This window comes from Bradyrhizobium sp. AUGA SZCCT0222, from assembly GCF_018130205.1.
Classification (GTDB): domain Bacteria; phylum Pseudomonadota; class Alphaproteobacteria; order Rhizobiales; family Xanthobacteraceae; genus Bradyrhizobium.
Map to the genome: position 1 here is coordinate 66,430 of NZ_JAFCLX010000006.1, position 16,805 is coordinate 83,234.

19 protein-coding genes are annotated in these 16,805 nt (G+C 62.4%); 13 read left to right on the plus strand and 6 right to left on the minus strand.

The features are described 5' to 3' along the window. Positions 1-63: 63 nt before the first annotated feature. On the plus strand, positions 64-867 hold the full coding sequence (locus JQ629_RS06995; protein WP_212265201.1) for an SDR family NAD(P)-dependent oxidoreductase: 804 nt from the start codon (positions 64-66) through the stop codon (positions 865-867). Between the two features lie 24 nt (positions 868-891). Here the strand turns inward: JQ629_RS06995 and JQ629_RS07000 are convergent, their stop codons facing one another. Continuing rightward, entirely contained in the window at positions 892-1,662 is a 771-nt protein-coding gene (locus JQ629_RS07000) for a hypothetical protein (RefSeq protein WP_212412051.1), read from the minus strand. Positions 1,663-1,872: 210 nt separating this feature from the next. On the opposite strand from JQ629_RS07000, the gene JQ629_RS07005 reads away from it, so the two are divergent. The 6 genes from JQ629_RS07005 (at position 1,873) to JQ629_RS07030 (ending at position 6,180) form a co-directional block, all read left to right on the plus strand. After that, positions 1,873-2,640, plus strand: a complete 768-nt coding sequence (locus tag JQ629_RS07005; RefSeq protein WP_212412052.1) for a hypothetical protein — start codon at positions 1,873-1,875, stop codon at positions 2,638-2,640. Positions 2,641-2,856: 216 nt separating this feature from the next. Then, positions 2,857-4,767: a propionyl-CoA synthetase gene (locus JQ629_RS07010; RefSeq protein WP_212412053.1), complete on the plus strand. Its 1,911-nt coding sequence runs from the start codon at positions 2,857-2,859 to the stop codon at positions 4,765-4,767. A gap of 179 nt (positions 4,768-4,946) precedes the next feature. Next, on the plus strand, positions 4,947-5,216 hold the full coding sequence (locus JQ629_RS07015) for a hypothetical protein (RefSeq protein ID WP_212412054.1): 270 nt from the start codon (positions 4,947-4,949) through the stop codon (positions 5,214-5,216). Positions 5,217-5,229: 13 nt separating this feature from the next. Beyond that, the gene (locus tag JQ629_RS07020; RefSeq protein WP_212412055.1) at positions 5,230-5,436 is read left to right on the plus strand and encodes a DUF6494 family protein; all 207 of its coding nucleotides are present in this window, start codon (positions 5,230-5,232) and stop codon (positions 5,434-5,436) included. Between the two features lie 194 nt (positions 5,437-5,630). Continuing rightward, complete coding sequence (locus JQ629_RS07025) at positions 5,631-5,849, plus strand: alkylphosphonate utilization protein (protein WP_212386381.1); 219 nt, start codon at positions 5,631-5,633, stop codon at positions 5,847-5,849. Between the two features lie 70 nt (positions 5,850-5,919). Then, the gene (locus tag JQ629_RS07030) at positions 5,920-6,180 is read left to right on the plus strand and encodes a SemiSWEET transporter (protein ID WP_211994205.1); all 261 of its coding nucleotides are present in this window, start codon (positions 5,920-5,922) and stop codon (positions 6,178-6,180) included. A 94-nt stretch (positions 6,181-6,274) separates the two neighbouring features. On the opposite strand, the gene JQ629_RS07035 is transcribed toward JQ629_RS07030, so the two are convergent. Continuing rightward, on the minus strand, positions 6,275-6,973 hold the full coding sequence (locus JQ629_RS07035; protein ID WP_212265193.1) for a DUF1013 domain-containing protein: 699 nt from the start codon (positions 6,971-6,973) through the stop codon (positions 6,275-6,277). Between the two features lie 219 nt (positions 6,974-7,192). Here JQ629_RS07035 and ispH point away from each other — a divergent pair, with 219 nt between their 5' ends. The 6 genes from ispH to JQ629_RS07065 all read left to right on the plus strand — a co-directional run bounded on the left by ispH (position 7,193) and on the right by JQ629_RS07065 (position 11,881). Further along, positions 7,193-8,170, plus strand: coding sequence for a 4-hydroxy-3-methylbut-2-enyl diphosphate reductase (ispH, locus tag JQ629_RS07040; RefSeq protein WP_212265192.1), 978 nt, complete (start codon positions 7,193-7,195; stop codon positions 8,168-8,170). A gap of 101 nt (positions 8,171-8,271) precedes the next feature. Further along, positions 8,272-9,252 (plus strand): homoserine kinase, encoded by a 981-nt coding sequence (locus tag JQ629_RS07045; RefSeq protein ID WP_212412056.1) that lies wholly within the window; start codon positions 8,272-8,274, stop codon positions 9,250-9,252. Next, positions 9,240-9,704, plus strand: coding sequence for a ribonuclease HI (rnhA, locus tag JQ629_RS07050; RefSeq protein WP_212209851.1), 465 nt, complete (start codon positions 9,240-9,242; stop codon positions 9,702-9,704). The genes JQ629_RS07045 and rnhA overlap by 13 nt, the downstream gene beginning before the upstream one ends. A gap of 362 nt (positions 9,705-10,066) precedes the next feature. Next, complete coding sequence (locus tag JQ629_RS07055) at positions 10,067-10,420, plus strand: hypothetical protein (protein WP_349631222.1); 354 nt, start codon at positions 10,067-10,069, stop codon at positions 10,418-10,420. Between the two features lie 61 nt (positions 10,421-10,481). Continuing rightward, entirely contained in the window at positions 10,482-10,967 is a 486-nt protein-coding gene (locus tag JQ629_RS07060) for a helix-turn-helix domain-containing protein (RefSeq protein WP_212036312.1), read from the plus strand. Positions 10,968-11,326: 359 nt separating this feature from the next. Next, positions 11,327-11,881, plus strand: a complete 555-nt coding sequence (locus tag JQ629_RS07065) for a hypothetical protein (protein WP_212412058.1) — start codon at positions 11,327-11,329, stop codon at positions 11,879-11,881. A gap of 122 nt (positions 11,882-12,003) precedes the next feature. On the opposite strand, the gene JQ629_RS07070 is transcribed toward JQ629_RS07065, so the two are convergent. The 4 genes from JQ629_RS07070 to JQ629_RS07085 form a co-directional block, all read right to left on the minus strand. Further along, positions 12,004-12,489, minus strand: a complete 486-nt coding sequence (locus tag JQ629_RS07070; protein ID WP_212412059.1) for a peroxiredoxin — start codon at positions 12,487-12,489, stop codon at positions 12,004-12,006. Positions 12,490-12,658: 169 nt separating this feature from the next. Beyond that, positions 12,659-13,213: a DUF924 family protein gene (locus tag JQ629_RS07075; protein ID WP_212412060.1), complete on the minus strand. Its 555-nt coding sequence runs from the start codon at positions 13,211-13,213 to the stop codon at positions 12,659-12,661. A gap of 91 nt (positions 13,214-13,304) precedes the next feature. After that, positions 13,305-14,987, minus strand: coding sequence for a long-chain fatty acid--CoA ligase (locus JQ629_RS07080; protein WP_212412061.1), 1,683 nt, complete (start codon positions 14,985-14,987; stop codon positions 13,305-13,307). Positions 14,988-15,170: 183 nt separating this feature from the next. Continuing rightward, the gene (locus tag JQ629_RS07085) at positions 15,171-16,667 is read right to left on the minus strand and encodes a D-alanyl-D-alanine carboxypeptidase family protein (RefSeq protein ID WP_212412062.1); all 1,497 of its coding nucleotides are present in this window, start codon (positions 16,665-16,667) and stop codon (positions 15,171-15,173) included. Positions 16,668-16,805: the final 138 nt, after the last annotated feature.

Below are 16,805 nucleotides of genomic sequence, written 5' to 3' on the forward strand. Positions count from 1 at the left end.
GGATGGGTTGACCGCGGGCCTATGCCCGTTCAACTTCCGGCCAAATCAAGGGGAGAGAAGTCGATGGAACGGCTCAAGGGCAAGACGGCGATGGTGGTCGGCGCGGGTTCGATCGGGCCCGGCTGGGGCAACGGCAAGGCGACCGCGGTGACTTTTGCTCGCGAGGGTGCGCAGGTGTTCTGCGTCGATCGCAACGCGGCGGCGGCCGAAGAGACCGTGAAGATCATCACGGGCGAGGGCGGCAAGGCGGCGGCCTTCACCGCCGACGTCTCGCGCGCCGCCGAAGTCGAGGCGATGGTGGCGGCGTGCCTGAAGACCTATGGCCGTATCGATGTGCTCGACAACAATGTCGGTATTGCCGAGATGGGCAGCGTGGTCGAGACGACGGAGTCCGAATGGGACCGCGTGTTCGCGGTCAACCTCAAGAGCGCCTTCCTCGCCATGAAGCACGTTATTCCGGTGATGCAGAAACAGGGCGGCGGCTCGATCATCAATATTTCGTCGATCGCCTCGATCCGTCACGTCGGCATTTCCTACGTCTCCTATGGGGCGTCGAAGGCGGCGATGAACCAGATGACGCGCACCACGGCGGTGCAGTTCGCAGCCGATCATGTCCGGGTGAACTGCATTCTGCCGGGCTTGATGAAAACGCCGATGGTCGAGCACTCCGCAGGGCTTGCGGCGAGTTATGCCAAGGGCGATGTCGAGGCGATGTGGCGGGCCAGGGATTCGCAAGTGCCGATGGGGCACATGGGCGACGCCTGGGATGTCGCCAATGCGGCGCTGTTTTTGGCTTCCGACGAATCCCGCTACGTCACCGGGCTCGAACTCGTGGTCGATGGCGGGATGACGGCGAGGTCGGCATAAGCCAAGCGCGGGTTCGGGCTTCCGCTACTGCGCCATCGCCAATATGCCGCCGGCAAAGGAGTGCCACATCGGCGTCATGCTGATCGGCCAGTTCAGCAGCTTGACGGCGATCAGCGCGGCGCCGCCATAGATATAGACCGGATGCGGGCGGCCGCGCGTGCGCCAGTCGTGCACGATGGCAACCACGAGCAGCAGATAGGCGACCAAGGCCGGCGGGATGGTGACCGGCACCGGCGGCGGGCCGAGCGGCCCGGGAGGCGCCAGGAAGGTGAGAAACCAGCGCGCCACGGCCGCATCCAGCAGCGAAATGCCGGCCAGCAGCATCAACCGCTTGTGGGTTTCGCCCCGGCGGATGTTCGCAATGGCCAGCGCGAACACCACCGCAAAGAAAAGAATGCCGCTGAGCGGGACGATCGCAAACGCGATGCCTGCGCTGGTCAGCCCCGCCGCCGCCGACCGCTTCATCGCGTTGACCGCAACCAGGAAGCCGAAAATCGTCATCGCGGTCGCCAGCGACACGCCGATCATTCCGATTGCGCGGTGCCGGGTGACATTTCCCGATGCGGCGAGCCAGGTCTGGAACGCAAAGTAGAGCGACCAGGCAAAAAACAGCAGGCCGTGAAAATGGACGACGGGCGAGGCTGACAGCGATCGCGACATCATCGGCAGCCAATAGGTCCGGGCAAAGCCGAGAAACGCGACGGCCGTGCAGGCCAGCGCCATGTAGAAGTAAAAATAGCCGGTTTGGGAATACGCGATCGCGCGCGGCGGAGTCGTGTCGGTCAGGATGGCCATGGTTTTGAGTCGATTGGGAAGGGGAAAGGTTCAACGAAAATTCTTCAATGGATAGACACACTTGCACGCGAAAAGCGCGGCTTCCCGGACGTCATGTTTCAGCCAGAATCGGGTTTCGAACGGCTGACGAAATTCGCGTTGGCCGCTGTCGGAAGCGCACCTCGCTTGCTAGGATTGTCCGTCGTCGAGAGCGTTTTTCCGGGTCTGTTGATGCGAGGTTGTCCTATCATCCGCAATATCGTCGTCGCTTCCCTGCTGTGGACGGCGTTCGGGCAAGCCGCCTTTGCAACCGGCGCCGAGCCAGCCAGGGATCCGCAAGTCGATCCCGCGCCTTGCATTGCGGCGGCGGCGGCCAATGACGACGACAAGACCATCAGCATTTGCGGCGCGTTGATCGGCAACGAAAAGACCGCGAGGTCCGACCGCATCAAGGCATTGATCGCGCGCGGCGGCGCCAACGATCGCAAGGATCTGATCGACCGCGCCATTGCCGATTATGACGGCGTGCTGCGGCTCGATCCGGCGCTGGCCGATATCTTCAACGCGCGCGGCGAACTCTGGCGCAAGAAGGGCGACCGGCCGAGGGCATTGCAGGACTTTGGCGTGGCGATCAAGCTCAACCCGGAGCATCCCACCGCGCGCGGCAATTACAAATCGCTGGCGCAGGAACTCGAGCGTCTCGGCGCGCTGATGGCGGTCTACAACAAGCCGAGCTTCAACTGCGCCACCACGAAGCAGCCGGTGGAAAAGGCGATCTGCGCCAGTCCGGACCTTGCCAAGTTTGACCGCGAGATCAGTGCCGTGAACACCAAGGTGGTCCGCGATGCGAGTGCCGACAGCCCGCGCGCCCGTGCCCTGCAGCGTGAGCAGGATGATTTCGTCGCCCGCCGCAGCGCCGCCTTCGGCCAGCCGGGTTACGATTTGCGCAGGGCCATGAAGGAACGGCTAGACCAATTGCTGGCGATTGAGTCGCGCTGAATGGTGGTCGGGCTTTAGCCGATCGCCAAGCTGTTCCGGCTTGATCTGGCGCCGCTTCCCGTGACAATGCGTGGCAAATATGATTGTCGCCCGCCGTAATGGCCGGGCTTGTCGCGGCCATCCACGTCTCGCTTCTCCAATGGTGAGCAAGGAGCGTGGATGCCCGGGACAAGCCCGGGCATAATGAAGGAGGAGGCGACAGACCGGGAGCGCGCCATGAACGTCGACGACAAAAGCCGGTACCACGAAATCCACGCCAGCTCGCTGAGGGATCCCGAAGGCTTCTGGGCCGAGGCGGCACGCGAAATCGACTGGATCGAGGCGCCGAAGAAAATCTTCGATCCCACGATGGGACCCTACGGCCGCTGGTTCACGGATGGCGTCGTCAACACCTGCTACAACGCGCTCGACCGCCATGTTGCAGGCGGGCGCGCCGATCAGGTGGCGCTGATCCACGACTCGCCGCTGACCAACGCGGTCACCAAATTTACATATGCGCAGATGCTGCAGGAGGTGCAGACGCTCGCGGCCGTCATGCAGGATTTTGGCGTCACCAAGGGTGATCGCGTCATCCTCTATATGCCGATGGTGGCGGAGGCCGTGTTCGCGATGCTGGCCTGCGCGCGGATCGGCGCGGTTCATTCGGTGGTGTTCGGCGGCTTTGCGGCGAAAGAGCTCGCGAGCCGGATCGAGGATGCGAAGCCAAAGCTGATCTTCTCGGCGAGCTGCGGTATCGAGCCCGGCCGCATCGTGCAATACAAGCCGCTGCTCGACGAGGCGATCCGGCTGTCGAGCGTTAAGCCGCAAACCTGCGTGATCCTGCAGCGGCCGCAACAGGCCTGCGAACTTAACGATGGCCGCGACCACGACTGGGCGCAATTGCGTAGCGCTGCGCTCGATGCCGGCAAAACCGCGCCCTGCGTGCCGGTCAAGGCGACAGATCCGCTCTACATCCTCTACACCTCGGGCACCACGGGGATTCCGAAGGGCGTGGTGCGCGACAATGGCGGGCATCTGGTCGCGCTGAAATGGTCGATGTTCAACCTCTACGGCGTCAAGCCCGCCGAGGTCTGGTGGTGCGGCTCCGACATCGGCTGGGTGGTCGGCCACAGCTACATCATTTACGGGCCGCTGATCCATGGCGCGACCTCGATCATGTACGAGGGCAAGCCGGTCGGCACGCCGGACGCCGGCGCGTTCTGGCGTGTGATCTCCGAGCACCAGGCGGTCGCCTTCTTCACCGCACCGACCGCGTTCCGCGCCATCAAGAAGGAAGACCCTGATGGCACCTTCATCCGCAAATACGACCTGTCGAAATTTCGAACGCTTTTTCTCGCCGGTGAACGCGCCGATCCGCCGACGGTGGAATGGGCGGAGCAGCAGTTGAAGGTGCCTGTCATCGATCACTGGTGGCAGACCGAAACCGGCTGGTGCATCGCCGGCAATCCGGTGGGGCTCGGCATGCTGCCGGTCAAGCACGGTTCGCCGACGGTGCCGATGCCGGGCTATCAGGTCGATGTGGTCGACGAGGCGGCAAGACCGGTGCCCGCGGGCACCATGGGCTCGATCGTCATCAAACTGCCGATGCCGCCGGCCTGCCTGCCGACGCTGTGGGAGCAGGAGGCGCGTTTCAGGGAAGCCTATCTCACTGAATTTCCCGGCTATTACAAAACCTCCGATGCCGGCTACAAGGACGAAGACGGCTACGTGTTCGTGATGGGCCGCACCGACGACATCATCAACGTCGCCGGCCACCGGCTTTCCACCGGCGGCATGGAGGAAATCCTGGCCTCGCATCCCGACGTCGCCGAATGCGCCGTGCTCGGCATCAAGGATGCGATCAAGGGCGAGGTGCCCTGCGGTTTTCTGGTGCTGAAGGCCGGGGTTTCGAAGAGCCCGGCGGAGGTCGAGAAAGAAGTCGTGGCGCTGGTGCGCGACAAGCTCGGCCCGGTCGCCGCCTTCAAGCTTGCGATCACGGTCGGTCGCCTGCCCAAAACCCGCTCCGGAAAGATCTTGCGCGGCACCATCAAGAAAATCGCCGATGGCGATGCCTGGACCATGCCGGCGACCATCGAGGATCCCAAGGTGCTCGACGAAATCGGCGACGCGCTGAAGGGCAGGGTGTAGCTGCTAGCGCCGTCATTCCGGGGCGATGCGAAGCATCGAACCCGGAATCTCGAGATTCCGGGTCTGGTGCTAGCGCACCATCCCGGAATGACGGGGTTTCATTTCGGGCAAAATGCCTTGATTTCGATGGATTGCCGGGTCAAGCCCGGCAATGACGAAACCGGACCCATGGATCAGTCATGCGACATAACCCCGCTCGACTTCTCATCGCGCTGCTACTCACCGCCCCGCTGCTCGCCGGCTGCCTGGAGAAGGGCCAGCCGACCATGGCCGATAGCAGCGCCGACGACGATGCGTTCTGCCGCGCCAACAACGTGGCGCCGGGGTCGAACGACTATGTCATCTGCCGCAAGAACCGCGACGTGCAGCGCGGCAACGCCAACGCCCGCACCGACCGTGCCCAGCGAAACCTCGCCGAGCAGATGCTGAACAATCCGACCAGGCCGTGATCAGGAGGTCATCATGAACGAAGACGTTTTCAACACCAGCCTGCGCGGCTTTCTCAAGAAGGTCGGCATCACCTCGCAGCGCGAAATCGAAAAAGCGGTCCGCGACGCCGTCGCCAGCGGCCGCCTCAAGGGCAACGAGAAGCTGCCGGCCAAGATGACGCTGACGCTCGGCGGCGTCAGCCTCACGCACGAGATTAACGACGAGATCGAACTGGGCTGAGCGACTCTTTCTTCCCCTCTCCCCTTGTGGGAGAGGGTGGCTTCGCGAAGCGAAGACGGGTGAGGGGTTCTCTCACCACGGTACACCTTGGATTAGGATAGAGACCCCTCATCCGGCGCGCTTCGCGCGCCACCTTCTCCCACAAGGGGAGAAGGAAGGAAGAGGCACTTCAACTTTTTTGGAAAGACACTTTTGTGGACATCAAGGTCAGAGATTCCAACGGCGCGCTGCTGGCCGAGGGCGACACCGTCACGCTGATCAAGGACCTGAAGCTGAAGGGCTCGTCCACCGTGCTGAAGCGCGGCACCGTGATCAAGAACATCCGCCTCACCGACAACGAAGACGAGATCGAAGGCCGCACCGACAAGGTCAAGGGCCTGGTGCTGCGCACGGAGTTCTTGAAGAAGGCGTGAGGGAAGCTCGCCGCAGCGAGGCACGCAGCCAACTACCGCTCATTCTTCGAATCGATGTTATAAGAACCCCATGGAACCGATTGCCATCAAGCTGCTGGGCTTTGCCGCCGCAACGTGCACGACGCTCGCTTACGTCCCGCAATTCGTAAAAGTCTGGCGAACCCGCTCGACGGAGGACATTTCGCTCGGAATGTTTCTCGTCATGGTGGTCGGCATCCTGCTGTGGCTGGTGTACGGCCTGCTTTCCGGAGATGGACCGTTGATCGTCGCCAATGCCATCACGATCGTGCTGGCCGGCGGAGTTTTGTTCATGAAACTGAAATACGGTTGAGCACCTAGGCATTGAAATACAAAAGCCTGCCAATACAAAAACGCGGCAGGTTGCCCCGCCGCGTTTGAAATCCCGTAATCGGAATACAGGAAACCTATTCCTCTTCGTCGTCCTGCTTCTTGCCGCCGATCCCCTTCAACTTCGCAAACACCGCATCCACGTTGAGGTCGTCGCGCTGCTTTTCGGTCGGCTCGAATTCCGGCTCCTTCTTGGTGGTCTCGGAGGCCGGCAGCAGGGTGGCGCCGCCGTAGGCCGCGGGAACCGGCTTTTCCTTGGCGGCGCGCTGCACCTCGAAATCGAGCTCGATCTGCGAGCACAGGCCCAATGTCACCGGGTCCATCGGGGTCAGGGTCGAGGCGTTCCAGTGGGTGCGGTCGCGGACTGAGGCAATGGTGGTCTTGGTGGTGCCGACCAGGCGCATGATCTGGGCGTCCTTCAGCTCGGGATGGTTGCGCACCAGCCAGAGGATCGCGCTCGGCCGCTCATGGCGGCGCGACACCGGGGTGTAGCGCGGGCCCTTTTTCTTGGCCGCCGGGGGCAGGGTAACCTTGCTCTCGCCGAGCTTGAGGCGGTAATTCGGGTCCTTTTCGCCCCTTTCGATCTCGTCGCGGCTCAATTGGCCGGTCGAAATCGGGTCCATGCCCTTGATGCCCTGCGCGGCGTCGCCGTCGGCGATGGCGCGGACCTCCAGGGGGTGCATTTTGGTGAAGTCGGCCACCTGGTCGAAGGTCAGCGCGGTATTATCAACCAGCCACACGGCAGTCGCCTTTGGCATCAGCGGTGCATTGCTCATGGCAAATCTCCTTTGTGCCTCGCCCACCTCTTTTGGAGGCGAAGTCTGCGGTCATCGGGGATGACGGGAATTCCGGGCCTATATACCCCTTGAGGGCCTATTGGCGCAATGGCCTGCTAAAGTGCCTTGACAGCGCCCAAAAGCAGCCCCAAGTCCTTATACGAATTGGCCGTTCCCCGCCCACTGGCGAGGGGTGATTCGGTCCCTGAGATAGCCCCCATGTCTTCCTTGTCAGCGTCAGCCAAACCCGACCTGAAAATCGTGCTTTGTTCCCCCCGCGGCTTCTGTGCCGGCGTGGTACGGGCAATCGACACCGTCGAGCGGGCGCTCGCGATCTATGGCGCCCCCGTCTATGTCCGCCACGAGATCGTGCATAACCGCTATGTCGTGGACAGCCTGAGGACCAAGGGCGCGATCTTTGTCGAGGAACTGGCCGAAATTCCCGACAATACCAACGCACCGGTGGTGTTCTCCGCCCACGGCGTGCCGAAGTCGGTTCCGGCGGACGCCCGCGCGCGCAATTTCTTCTCGCTGGATGCCACCTGCCCGCTGGTCACCAAGGTGCACCGCGAGGCCGCGATCCATTTCAAGCGTGGCCGTGAAATCCTGCTGATCGGGCATTCCCATCATCCGGAAGTGGTCGGCACGCTCGGCCAGTTGCCGCCGGGCGCGGTGACGCTGATCGAGACCAACGAAGACGCCAAGACGTTCACGCCGAAGAACCCGGACAACCTTGCCTTCGTGACCCAGACGACGCTGTCGATCGACGACACCGCCGAAATCGTCGCGATGCTGAAGGAGCGTTTCCCGAACATCTCCGGCCCGCACAAGGAAGACATCTGCTACGCCACCACCAACCGCCAGCTTGCGGTGAAGAAGGTGGCGCCGGTGGTTGACGCCCTGATCGTGGTCGGTGCGCCCAACTCGTCGAACTCGCAGCGCCTGCGCGAAGTCGCCGAGCGCGAGGGCTGCCCGGTCTCGGTGCTGGCGCAGCGCGCCAGCGATCTCGACTGGTCGCGGTTCGAAGGCATCAAGAGCCTCGGCATCACGGCGGGCGCCTCCGCGCCGGAAGTGATCGTCGAGGAGATCATGGGCGCGTTCGCCGAGCGCTATACGCTGCATGTGGAGACGGTCTCGGCCGCGGAAGAAAACGAATTCTTCCCGCTGCCGCGTTCGCTGCGGCCCGACGCAGCTTAGGGCGCACTAGTAATAAGATTTTTCTGGTGTCCCTTTGATCCCGAAGTTCGCATCCAAGGGGCCGCGGGGGCGTGCGAACTTCGGGATCAAAGGGACACTACATGGCGGTTTACACGGACGTTGCCGCCGAAGACCTCGCGGAGTTCCTCAAGAGTTACGATATCGGCGAATTGCTCTCCTACAAGGGCATCGCCGAAGGCGTCGAGAATTCCAACTTCCTGATGCACACCAGCAAGGGCGCCTACATCCTCACGCTGTATGAAAAGCGCGTGGCGGTGGACGATCTGCCTTACTTCCTGTCGCTGATGGCGCATCTGGCCGAGCGCGGCGTGCATTGCCCGCAGCCGGCGAAAAACCGCCAGGGCGAAGTCTACAGCCATCTCGTCGGGCGGCCTGCTGCGATCATCAATTTCCTCGAAGGCATGTGGCCGCGGCGGCCCAACGCCGCGCATTGCAGCGGCGTCGGCGGGGCGCTCGCCAAAATGCATCTGGCGGGCGGCGACTTTCCTCTTGTCCGGAAAAATCCGCTGTCGGTCGAGGGATGGCGGCCGCTGTTCGACCTGTCGGCGCCGCGTGCCGACACCGTGCAGCCGGGCTTGGGCGATTTCATCGCCCGCGAACTCGATCACCTCGAGGCGAACTGGCCAAAGGATCTGCCGCTCGGCGTCATCCATGGCGATCTCTTCAATGACAACGTCTTCTTCCTCGGCGACAAGCTGTCCGGGCTGATCGACTTCCCGTTTTCCTGCAACGATATCCTGGCCTACGACGTCGCGATCTGCCTCAACGCGTGGTGCTTCGAGCCGGATCATTCCTTCAACGTCACCAAGGCGCGGGCGCTGCTCGGCGCCTATGGCCGCGAACGGAAATTGTCCGATGCGGAGCAGGATGCGCTGCCGCTATTGGCGCGCGGCTCCGCGCTGCGCTTTTTGCTGACGCGTCTGGTCGATTTCCTCGACGTGCCGCCGGGCGCGCTGGTGAAGCCGAAAGACCCGCTCGAATATGTCCGCAAGCTGCGCTTCCACCAGAGCGTCCAGTCCGCGCGCGATTACGGCCTGATGCAGGCGGGATGCGCTGCGTGAGCGATTCCAAGCCGCATGTCACGGTCTTCACCGACGGCGCCTGCTCGGGCAATCCCGGCCCCGGCGGCTGGGGTGCGATCCTGAAATTCGGCGACACCGAAAAGGAATTGAAGGGCGGCGAAGCGCACACCACCAACAACCGCATGGAATTGATGGCGGCGATCTCGGCGCTGGAAGCACTGAAGAAAGCCTGCGTCGTCGACCTCACCACCGACAGCCAATATGTGCGCAAGGGGATCACGGAGTGGATCCACGGCTGGAAGCGGAACGGCTGGCGCACGTCCGACAAGAAGCCGGTCAAGAATGTCGACCTGTGGCAGCGCCTCGACGCGGCGCTGAAGGCGCATGAAGTACGCTGGCACTGGATCAAGGGCCACGCCGGTCACGACGAGAACGAACGTGCCGATCAGCTGGCCCGCGACGGCGTCGCGATGGCACGGTTGAAGGCGTAGGTTTCGGGGAGCTGCCCTCTGTTTCCCTCTCCCCTTGTGGGAGAGCGTGAATGTTGACCTGCGCGCGCTCAACATTGAAATAGAACGAATACAGGGAGTGAAGATTGGTCTAGACGCTCCGCTTCAACAGTCACCAGCGAACCTGATGACCGGTGGCGCGGCCCGCGTGGTTATTTAGAACGGCGCCCTCCGGGGCGCTATTGCTTGTTGAACCCATCGGTTCTTCTCTTCGACAAAAGTAACGATATTCTCGGTATGGGGCGAGGCCTGACCTGTTTCAAACCCGACAGCGGCGGCACCGAACAAGCGACGGAGAGGCGAATATGAGTTCGATTGGATCGCTAGTCAGGAGGGGACTGCTTGTGGCTGGTTTGCTTATATCAGCGGGACCGGCGCTGGCGGCGGGGAGCGATGACGGTTTCGCAGCGTTCTGGATGCAATTCAAAGCTGCAGTCGCCAAGAGCGATCAGAAGGCCGTATCGCAGATGATCAAATATCCGGTCCTACTCTATGATCTGCGGCAAGAGGCTGACTTCCCTGTGATCTGGAGAGGCGCTTTCAAACCGGCACATCGGGCGTGTCTTGCCAAGCAGAAACCCGTCATGGACAAGCAGAAGGACAAAGTCAGTTATTCTGCCTTTTGCGACTCGCTCATCTACGTTTTTGGCAAGGATAGTTCCGGCTGGAAACTGACGGACTTTGCCGTAAACGACTGATCGAATTGGCCTTGCAAGAACTGATTGCCAACAATCCCGATGCTGTGTGCATAATACCTGGGTGGGGAATAAGAACACCGGGGCGGGGCGGCCGACAGGCTTCAAGCCCGAGTATATCCAGCAAGCCGCTAAGCTCTGTTTGCTCGGTGCGATCGATAAGGACATTGCAGAATTCTTCGGTACGAGCGTTGTGACGCTGAACGCATGGAAGAAGAAGTATCCTGAGTTTCTTAAGTCCCTCAAGGATGCCAAGGCCGAAGCTGACGCCCGTGTTGTGAGGAGCCTTTACCAAAGGGCGGTGGGCTATGAAGGCCCGGCCGTGAAGATATTCAACGCCAACGGCTCGGCGCTGGTTGTCCCTTACACAGAGCATTATCCCCCTGAAACGGCGGCAGGCATATTCTGGCTGAAAAACCGTGACCCTGAGAACTGGCGCGACCGACACGAGGTGACAGGCGCCAACGGGAAGCCGGTTGGCGGGCCTACCTTCGCCCTCGATTCTAAGACGGCAGCGGCGATTGCCAAGAAAATCAATGAGGACGTGTGATGCGTGACGCCGGAAGAGATTGCCGTCGCACGCGCCCTGGCTGAGCAAAGCCTCCTCTTCTTCACCCGCTTTATGTTCAAGGCCCGGTTCGGGTCGAAGTTCATGGTCAACTGGCACCATGAGGAGATTTGCGAGCACCTAGAGGCGGTCCACCGGGGGGAGATACCGCGGCTGCTGGTGAACTGCCCGCCCGGCTCCAGTAAAACGGAGTTGGCCGTCATCAACTTCGCCGCGTGGGCTGAAGCCAAGAACAGCTGGTGTCGGAATCTGCACCTCTCTTACTCTGACACGCTGGCCACGCTGAACAGCGCCACCACGCGCAAGTCATCAGCTCTGAAGAGTTTCAGGAACTTTGGCCGATGGCGATTGCGCCAGACGCCAAAGCCAAAGCGCAGTGGAACGTCCTCGAAGGGACGAAGGTGGCGGGCGGGATGTACGCCACGTCCACCGATGGGCAGGTGACCGGCTTCCGTGCCGGCCGGTTGGTGGGTGACGGGTTCCAGGGCGCCATCCTCATTGACGACCCCATCAAGCCCGCCAACGCGGAAAGCGATGTTCTCCGGGAGCACGCGAATACCCAGCTTGCGCAAACCGTCCGCTCGCGCCGGGCTCGGCCGGATACGCCTATTGTCTGCATCATGCAGCGGCTCCATGAGCGCGACGTGTCTGGCTTCCTGCTGGAAGAGGACATAGGCGAGCCCTTCGAGCACCTGAAAATTCGTGCGCTCGACGACGCGGGCAAGAGCTACTGGGAAATCAAGGAGCCTGCGGCGCAGCTCCTCTCCTTCGCGGCAAAGCAGCCGTACATCTTCTCTGGTCAATACCAGCAAGATCCCACGCCGGAGCAGGGCAGATGCAAAGCATCGCGGACGGGTGAGGGTTCTCTCCGCGGATGCAACTCCCTCTACGGATAGAGACCCCTCATCCGGCGCCATAGCCGATGCAACGCATCGGCGTTCTAAGAACGGCGGCCGGAGGCCGCCTATGCCACCTTCTCCCACAAGGGGAGAAGGGAAGATATGTGCGAGCGCAGCTCTTACAGCTGCCCCAGCAGCGTATCGCCGCCGGAAACTTCGACCTTGCCGGGGGCCGGCTCGAGGTTGAGCTTCTTGACCACGCCGTCTTCCACCAGCATCGAATAGCGCTTGGAGCGGATGCCGAGGCCGTTGCCGGACGCGTCAAGCTCCATGCCGATCGCCTTGGTGAAGTCGGCATTGCCGTCGGCCAGGAAGATGGCTTCGTCGCGCTGGTCGGTGTCGCGCTTCCATGCGTTCATCACGAAGGCGTCGTTGACGGAGACGATCGCGATGGTGTTCACGCCCTTGTCCTTGATGGCGTAGGCGTTGAGGAAGATGCTCGGCAGATGCATCTTGTGGCAGGTGCCGGTATAGGCGCCGGGCACCGCGAACAGCGCGACCTTCTTGCCCTTGAAAATATCGTCGGTGGTTTTGACCTGCGGCCCTTCAGCCGTCATCACGCGAAACTTGGCTTCCGGCAGCTTGTCGCCAACTTGGATCGTCATCGTCAATTCTCCCTCAATGTGCGGATGGGTCTTATAGCGTTTTCGAGCGAAGTGGGTACCGGTTCGCGTGAAGAAAACGCGTCAAAACAAGACTAACCTTTGCGGATGACCGGCACAATATTCGGTGTCCCGGAAACGGCAATGCCGCCGTGCCTTCACTGTTCTGTCATCAGCCGGTAAAGCCGCCGGCGTCGAGGAATGCCTGTTCTTCAGGCGTCGTTTCGCGCTCCAGGATGCGGTTACGGTGCGGAAAGCGCCCGAACCGGCGGATGATGTCGGCGTGATGCTCGGCGTATTCCCTGTTTTCGGTATTGGCCGTGCCGCCGAACAGTTCGATGCAGCGCAGCTGGTCGGGCAAATGTTCCGAATGCATGAACGGTAGATAGAGGAATTCGAGCAACGCCGGGTCGATGCGCTTGTCGGTGCCCCGGTCGATGGCGCGGGCGGCGACGTCGCGCGCCAGCCTGTCGCTCGCATAGGTCAGGGCGTCACCACGAAACATGTTGCGGGGAAACTGGTCGAGCACGATGGTGAGCGCCAGCGCGCCGTCATCGCTGGCTTCCCAGGACGACAACTCGCCTGCGGCCGCCTTCCGCCACAGCTCGAGATACCGCTGACGCACTTCCGCGTCGAACGCATCGTCGCGCTTGTACCAGCGGTCGTGGCCGGCTTCGCGCCAGAATCTGAGGATGTCAGCCGGCACAGGCTCGCGAGCGTCAGACATGATCGGACGCTCGCGCTAGAGCGTTTTCAAGCGAAGTGGGTACCGGTTCGCGTAAAGAAAACGCGTCAAAATAAGAAGATAGCATTGGCCTTCAGGCCGCGGCCTTCTTTTCGTCGCGCAGCTCGCGGCGCAGGATCTTGCCGACATTGGTCTTGGGCAGGTCGGCCCTGAACTCGATCTGCTTGGGGACCTTGTAGGCGGTCAGCTGCGTGCCGCAGAACTTGATGACGTCGTCGGCCGTGAGGTTCGGGTCCTTCTTGACGATGAAGGCCTTGACCGCTTCGCCCGATTTTGCGTCCTGGACGCCGATCACGGCGCATTCCAGCACGCCCGGATGGCTGGCGATCACTTCCTCGATCTCGTTCGGATAGACGTTGAAGCCGGAGACCAGGATCATGTCCTTCTTGCGGTCGACGATCTTGGTGTAGCCGTCCGGCGTCATCACGCCGATGTCGCCGGTGCGGAAGAAGCCGTCCGCCGTCATGACGTTCGCGGTCTCTTCCGGCCGGTTCCAGTAGCCGGCCATCACCTGCGGACCCTTGGCGCAGATCTCGCCGGCTTCGCCGAGCGGCACTTCCTTGCCGTCGTCGTCGCGGATCGAGAGGTAGGTCGAGGGCACGGGAATGCCGATCGAACCGGAGAACTTGTCGGTGTCGGCCGGGTTGCAGGTCAGCGTCGGCGAGGTTTCCGATAGGCCGTAGCCTTCCGACAGTGCGCAGCCGGTGACCTTGAGCCATTTCTCGGCCACGGCCTTTTGCGTTGCCATGCCGCCGCCGAACGAGGTCTTCAGCTTGGAGAAATCGACCTTCTCGAAACCGGGCGAGTTCAACAGGCCGTTATACAGCGTGTTGACCGCCGGGAAGCTGTTGACCTGGTATTTCATCAGCTCCTTGATGAAGCCCTGCATGTCGCGCGGGTTCGGGATCAACAGATTGACGCCGCCGGCCCGCACCCCGAGCAGGAAGCACGCCGTCAGCGCGAAGATGTGATAGAGCGGCAGTGCGCAGACGATGAACAGTTCGTCGACATGCGGCGGCTTCTTCAGCGCCGGCTGCAGCCAGGCGTCGTTCTGCAGCACGTTGGCGAGGATGTTGCGGTGGAGCAGCGTCGCGCCCTTGGAAACGCCTGTGGTGCCGCCGGTATATTGCAGGAAGGCGACGTCATCGCGGCTGAGCTGCGGCTTGTTGAGCTTCATGCCGCGGCCGGCGGCCAGCGCGTCGTTGAACGAAACCGCGCCCGGGATCGACCAGGCCGGCACCATCTTCTTCACCTTGCGGACCACCAGATTGACGATCACGCCCTTGAAGCCGAGCAGGTCGCCCATGCTGCCGACGATCACATGCTTGACCGCGGTCCTGGCGATCACCTGCTGCACCGTGGTGGCGAAATTCTCCAGCACCACGATCGCCTCGGCGCCGGAATCCTTGAGCTGATGTTCGAGCTCGCGCGGGGTGTAGAGCGGGTTGACGTTCACCACCGCATAGCCGGCGCGCAGCACGGCGGCGGTCGAGACCGGATACTGCAGCACGTTCGGCATCATCAGCGCGACGCGGGCGCCCTTTTGCAGGCCCTTGCTCTGCAGATAGGCGCCAAGGGCAGCCGACATCTGGTCGAGGTCGCGGTAGTTGATCGACTTGTCCATGCAGATGAACGCCTTGCGGTCGGCGAACTTCTTGAAGCTCTCTTCCAGCAACTCGACGAGCGACGAGTACTGATTGACGTCGATATCGGCGGGCACGCCGGCCGGATATTGCTTGAGCCAGATCCGCTCCATGGTATTTCCCCTCTGGTTAGTTCCCGATTTCTCGAATTCTTGGGCCGGGATGCCTTGTTTTGGGCAGTATTGAGAATGCCGCCGCCGATGGCAAGCGGCTGCGCGCTATCGACGCATTGGGAATCGACAAGTCCACGTCCGGAACGGGTGAAAACCGCCTGATTGCGGGGCCTTGCGGGCCTGTTAACCAGCCGGTTTGGATTCGCTCTTAGGTTTTGCGGCGGCCTTGGGCTTGGCGGGCTTCGCGGCCGGCTTATCGCCCGAAGCGGCAGGCTTCTCGGCAGGCCTGGCGGCGGGCTTGGCAGCTGCGGCAGGTTTTGCGGCGGCAGCAGGCTTTGTGGCGGCAGCAGGCTTTGTGGCGGCGGTGTCCGGTTTGACATTCGCGTGCCGGGCCGCGGCCGGCTTGGGCGCGGGTTTTGTGGCCTCGGTCCTGGCGGCGGTCTTGGCCTCAGACTTGGCCTCAGACTTGGCTTCAGTCTTGGCCTTGTCCGCGTCCGGCTTCTTCGCCGCGACCCGCGATTTCTTTCCGCGCCGCGTAACCTGCTTCTGGTCATCCGCGGCCACGGCGGCAATCAGCTCCGTGCCGGTCTTCTTCGGGCCGGTATAGACCACCATGGGCTCGCCAGCCGTGTACGCCGCGGCGAGCAGCTCCGAGGGTTTTGCCGTCGGCGCCTGCAGTCCAGCGGAAAAGAACGCCAGCGCCGGGCTTTCGCCCCCACCGGTGGCCACTGTCGTGTCCGCATCCTCGTCGGTGGCGGGCCGCTTGCGCCGGCCGTTGCACATCTCCTCGCGCAGGTTCGGCGGCGTGGCGTCGATCGGCACCAGATTGTCGACGGTGCCGAGCGAGGGTCGCAACCATCCCAGCCCGTTGCTGGCAAAGCCGCGCTCCAAGAGCTGGGCGGCGCGCACCGCGCGCGCCTGGCCGGAGGTCGAGCCGAGCACGACCGCGATCAGCCGCTTGCCGTCGCGTGTCGCCGAGGCCACCAGATTGTATCCGGACGCGCAGATGAAGCCGGTCTTGAAGCCGTCGGCGCCGGCATAGCGGCCGATCAGCTTGTTGAAATTGTTGGTGGTGCGGCGGCCGAAACGGATCGCCGGGATGTGCATGAAATATTCGTATTCGGGCAGATCGCGAATCACGGCACGCGCCAAAATCGCAAGATCGCGCGCCGAGGTGATCTGGCCATCGGCGGGCAGGCCGTTCGGATTGACGTAGCTCGTCTGCGTCATGCCGAGCCGCTGCGCGGTCGCGTTCATCATCCCCGAGAAGCCGTCGACGGAGCCGCCGACGCCTTCGGCGAGCACCACGGCCATGTCGTTGGCCGACTTCACCATCACCATCGCCAGCGCGTTTTCGACGGTGACTTGCGTGCCCGGCTTGAAGCCCATCTTCGACGGCGATTGCGAGGCTGCCACCGGCGAAACCGTCAGCACGCTGTCTAGGCGCAGGCGTCCTTCCTTGACGGCTTTGAGCGTGACGTAAGCCGTCATGATCTTGGTCACCGAGGCCGGATACCAGGGCATCGTCGCATTTTCGGCCTGCAACACCTTGCCGGTTTCGGCTTCGACCACCAGCAACGCCTCGGCATGCGCGGCGCGGGGCGTTGCGACCGCAAGCGCGGCGACGAGCAGGATCAGGTTCAACAATGGATGGCGAAGCAGCGGGCGAAGAAAATGCACTTTTGCGTTCCGGTCCTTTGAGACCCGCCTTCGAAGGAGGTCCTGAAATCTGACGTTCGGGTTTCAAGCGTGCGATCTTGAAACCAAATTTGCGCCGTCGCTCACGGCGGTTGCAAACCTATACCGGCTCGTTGATCG

Excerpts from the sequence above, each read along its gene's own strand:
- JQ629_RS06995 (WP_212265201.1), top strand. The coding sequence starts at position 64 with ATGGAACGGCTCAAGGGCAAGACGGCGATGGTGGTCGGCGCGGGTTCG.
- JQ629_RS07000 (WP_212412051.1), bottom strand. The coding sequence starts at position 1,662 with ATGGCCATCCTGACCGACACGACTCCGCCGCGCGCGATCGCGTATTCC.
- JQ629_RS07005 (WP_212412052.1), top strand. The coding sequence starts at position 1,873 with ATGCGAGGTTGTCCTATCATCCGCAATATCGTCGTCGCTTCCCTGCTG.
- JQ629_RS07010 (WP_212412053.1), top strand. The coding sequence starts at position 2,857 with ATGAACGTCGACGACAAAAGCCGGTACCACGAAATCCACGCCAGCTCG.
- JQ629_RS07015 (WP_212412054.1), top strand. The coding sequence starts at position 4,947 with ATGCGACATAACCCCGCTCGACTTCTCATCGCGCTGCTACTCACCGCC.
- JQ629_RS07020 (WP_212412055.1), top strand. The coding sequence starts at position 5,230 with ATGAACGAAGACGTTTTCAACACCAGCCTGCGCGGCTTTCTCAAGAAG.
- JQ629_RS07030 (WP_211994205.1), top strand. The coding sequence starts at position 5,920 with ATGGAACCGATTGCCATCAAGCTGCTGGGCTTTGCCGCCGCAACGTGC.
- JQ629_RS07035 (WP_212265193.1), bottom strand. The coding sequence starts at position 6,973 with ATGAGCAATGCACCGCTGATGCCAAAGGCGACTGCCGTGTGGCTGGTT.
- ispH (WP_212265192.1), top strand. The coding sequence starts at position 7,193 with ATGTCTTCCTTGTCAGCGTCAGCCAAACCCGACCTGAAAATCGTGCTT.
- JQ629_RS07045 (WP_212412056.1), top strand. The coding sequence starts at position 8,272 with ATGGCGGTTTACACGGACGTTGCCGCCGAAGACCTCGCGGAGTTCCTC.
- rnhA (WP_212209851.1), top strand. The coding sequence starts at position 9,240 with ATGCGCTGCGTGAGCGATTCCAAGCCGCATGTCACGGTCTTCACCGAC.
- JQ629_RS07065 (WP_212412058.1), top strand. The coding sequence starts at position 11,327 with ATGGCGATTGCGCCAGACGCCAAAGCCAAAGCGCAGTGGAACGTCCTC.
- JQ629_RS07070 (WP_212412059.1), bottom strand. The coding sequence starts at position 12,489 with ATGACGATCCAAGTTGGCGACAAGCTGCCGGAAGCCAAGTTTCGCGTG.
- JQ629_RS07075 (WP_212412060.1), bottom strand. The coding sequence starts at position 13,213 with ATGTCTGACGCTCGCGAGCCTGTGCCGGCTGACATCCTCAGATTCTGG.
- JQ629_RS07080 (WP_212412061.1), bottom strand. The coding sequence starts at position 14,987 with ATGGAGCGGATCTGGCTCAAGCAATATCCGGCCGGCGTGCCCGCCGAT.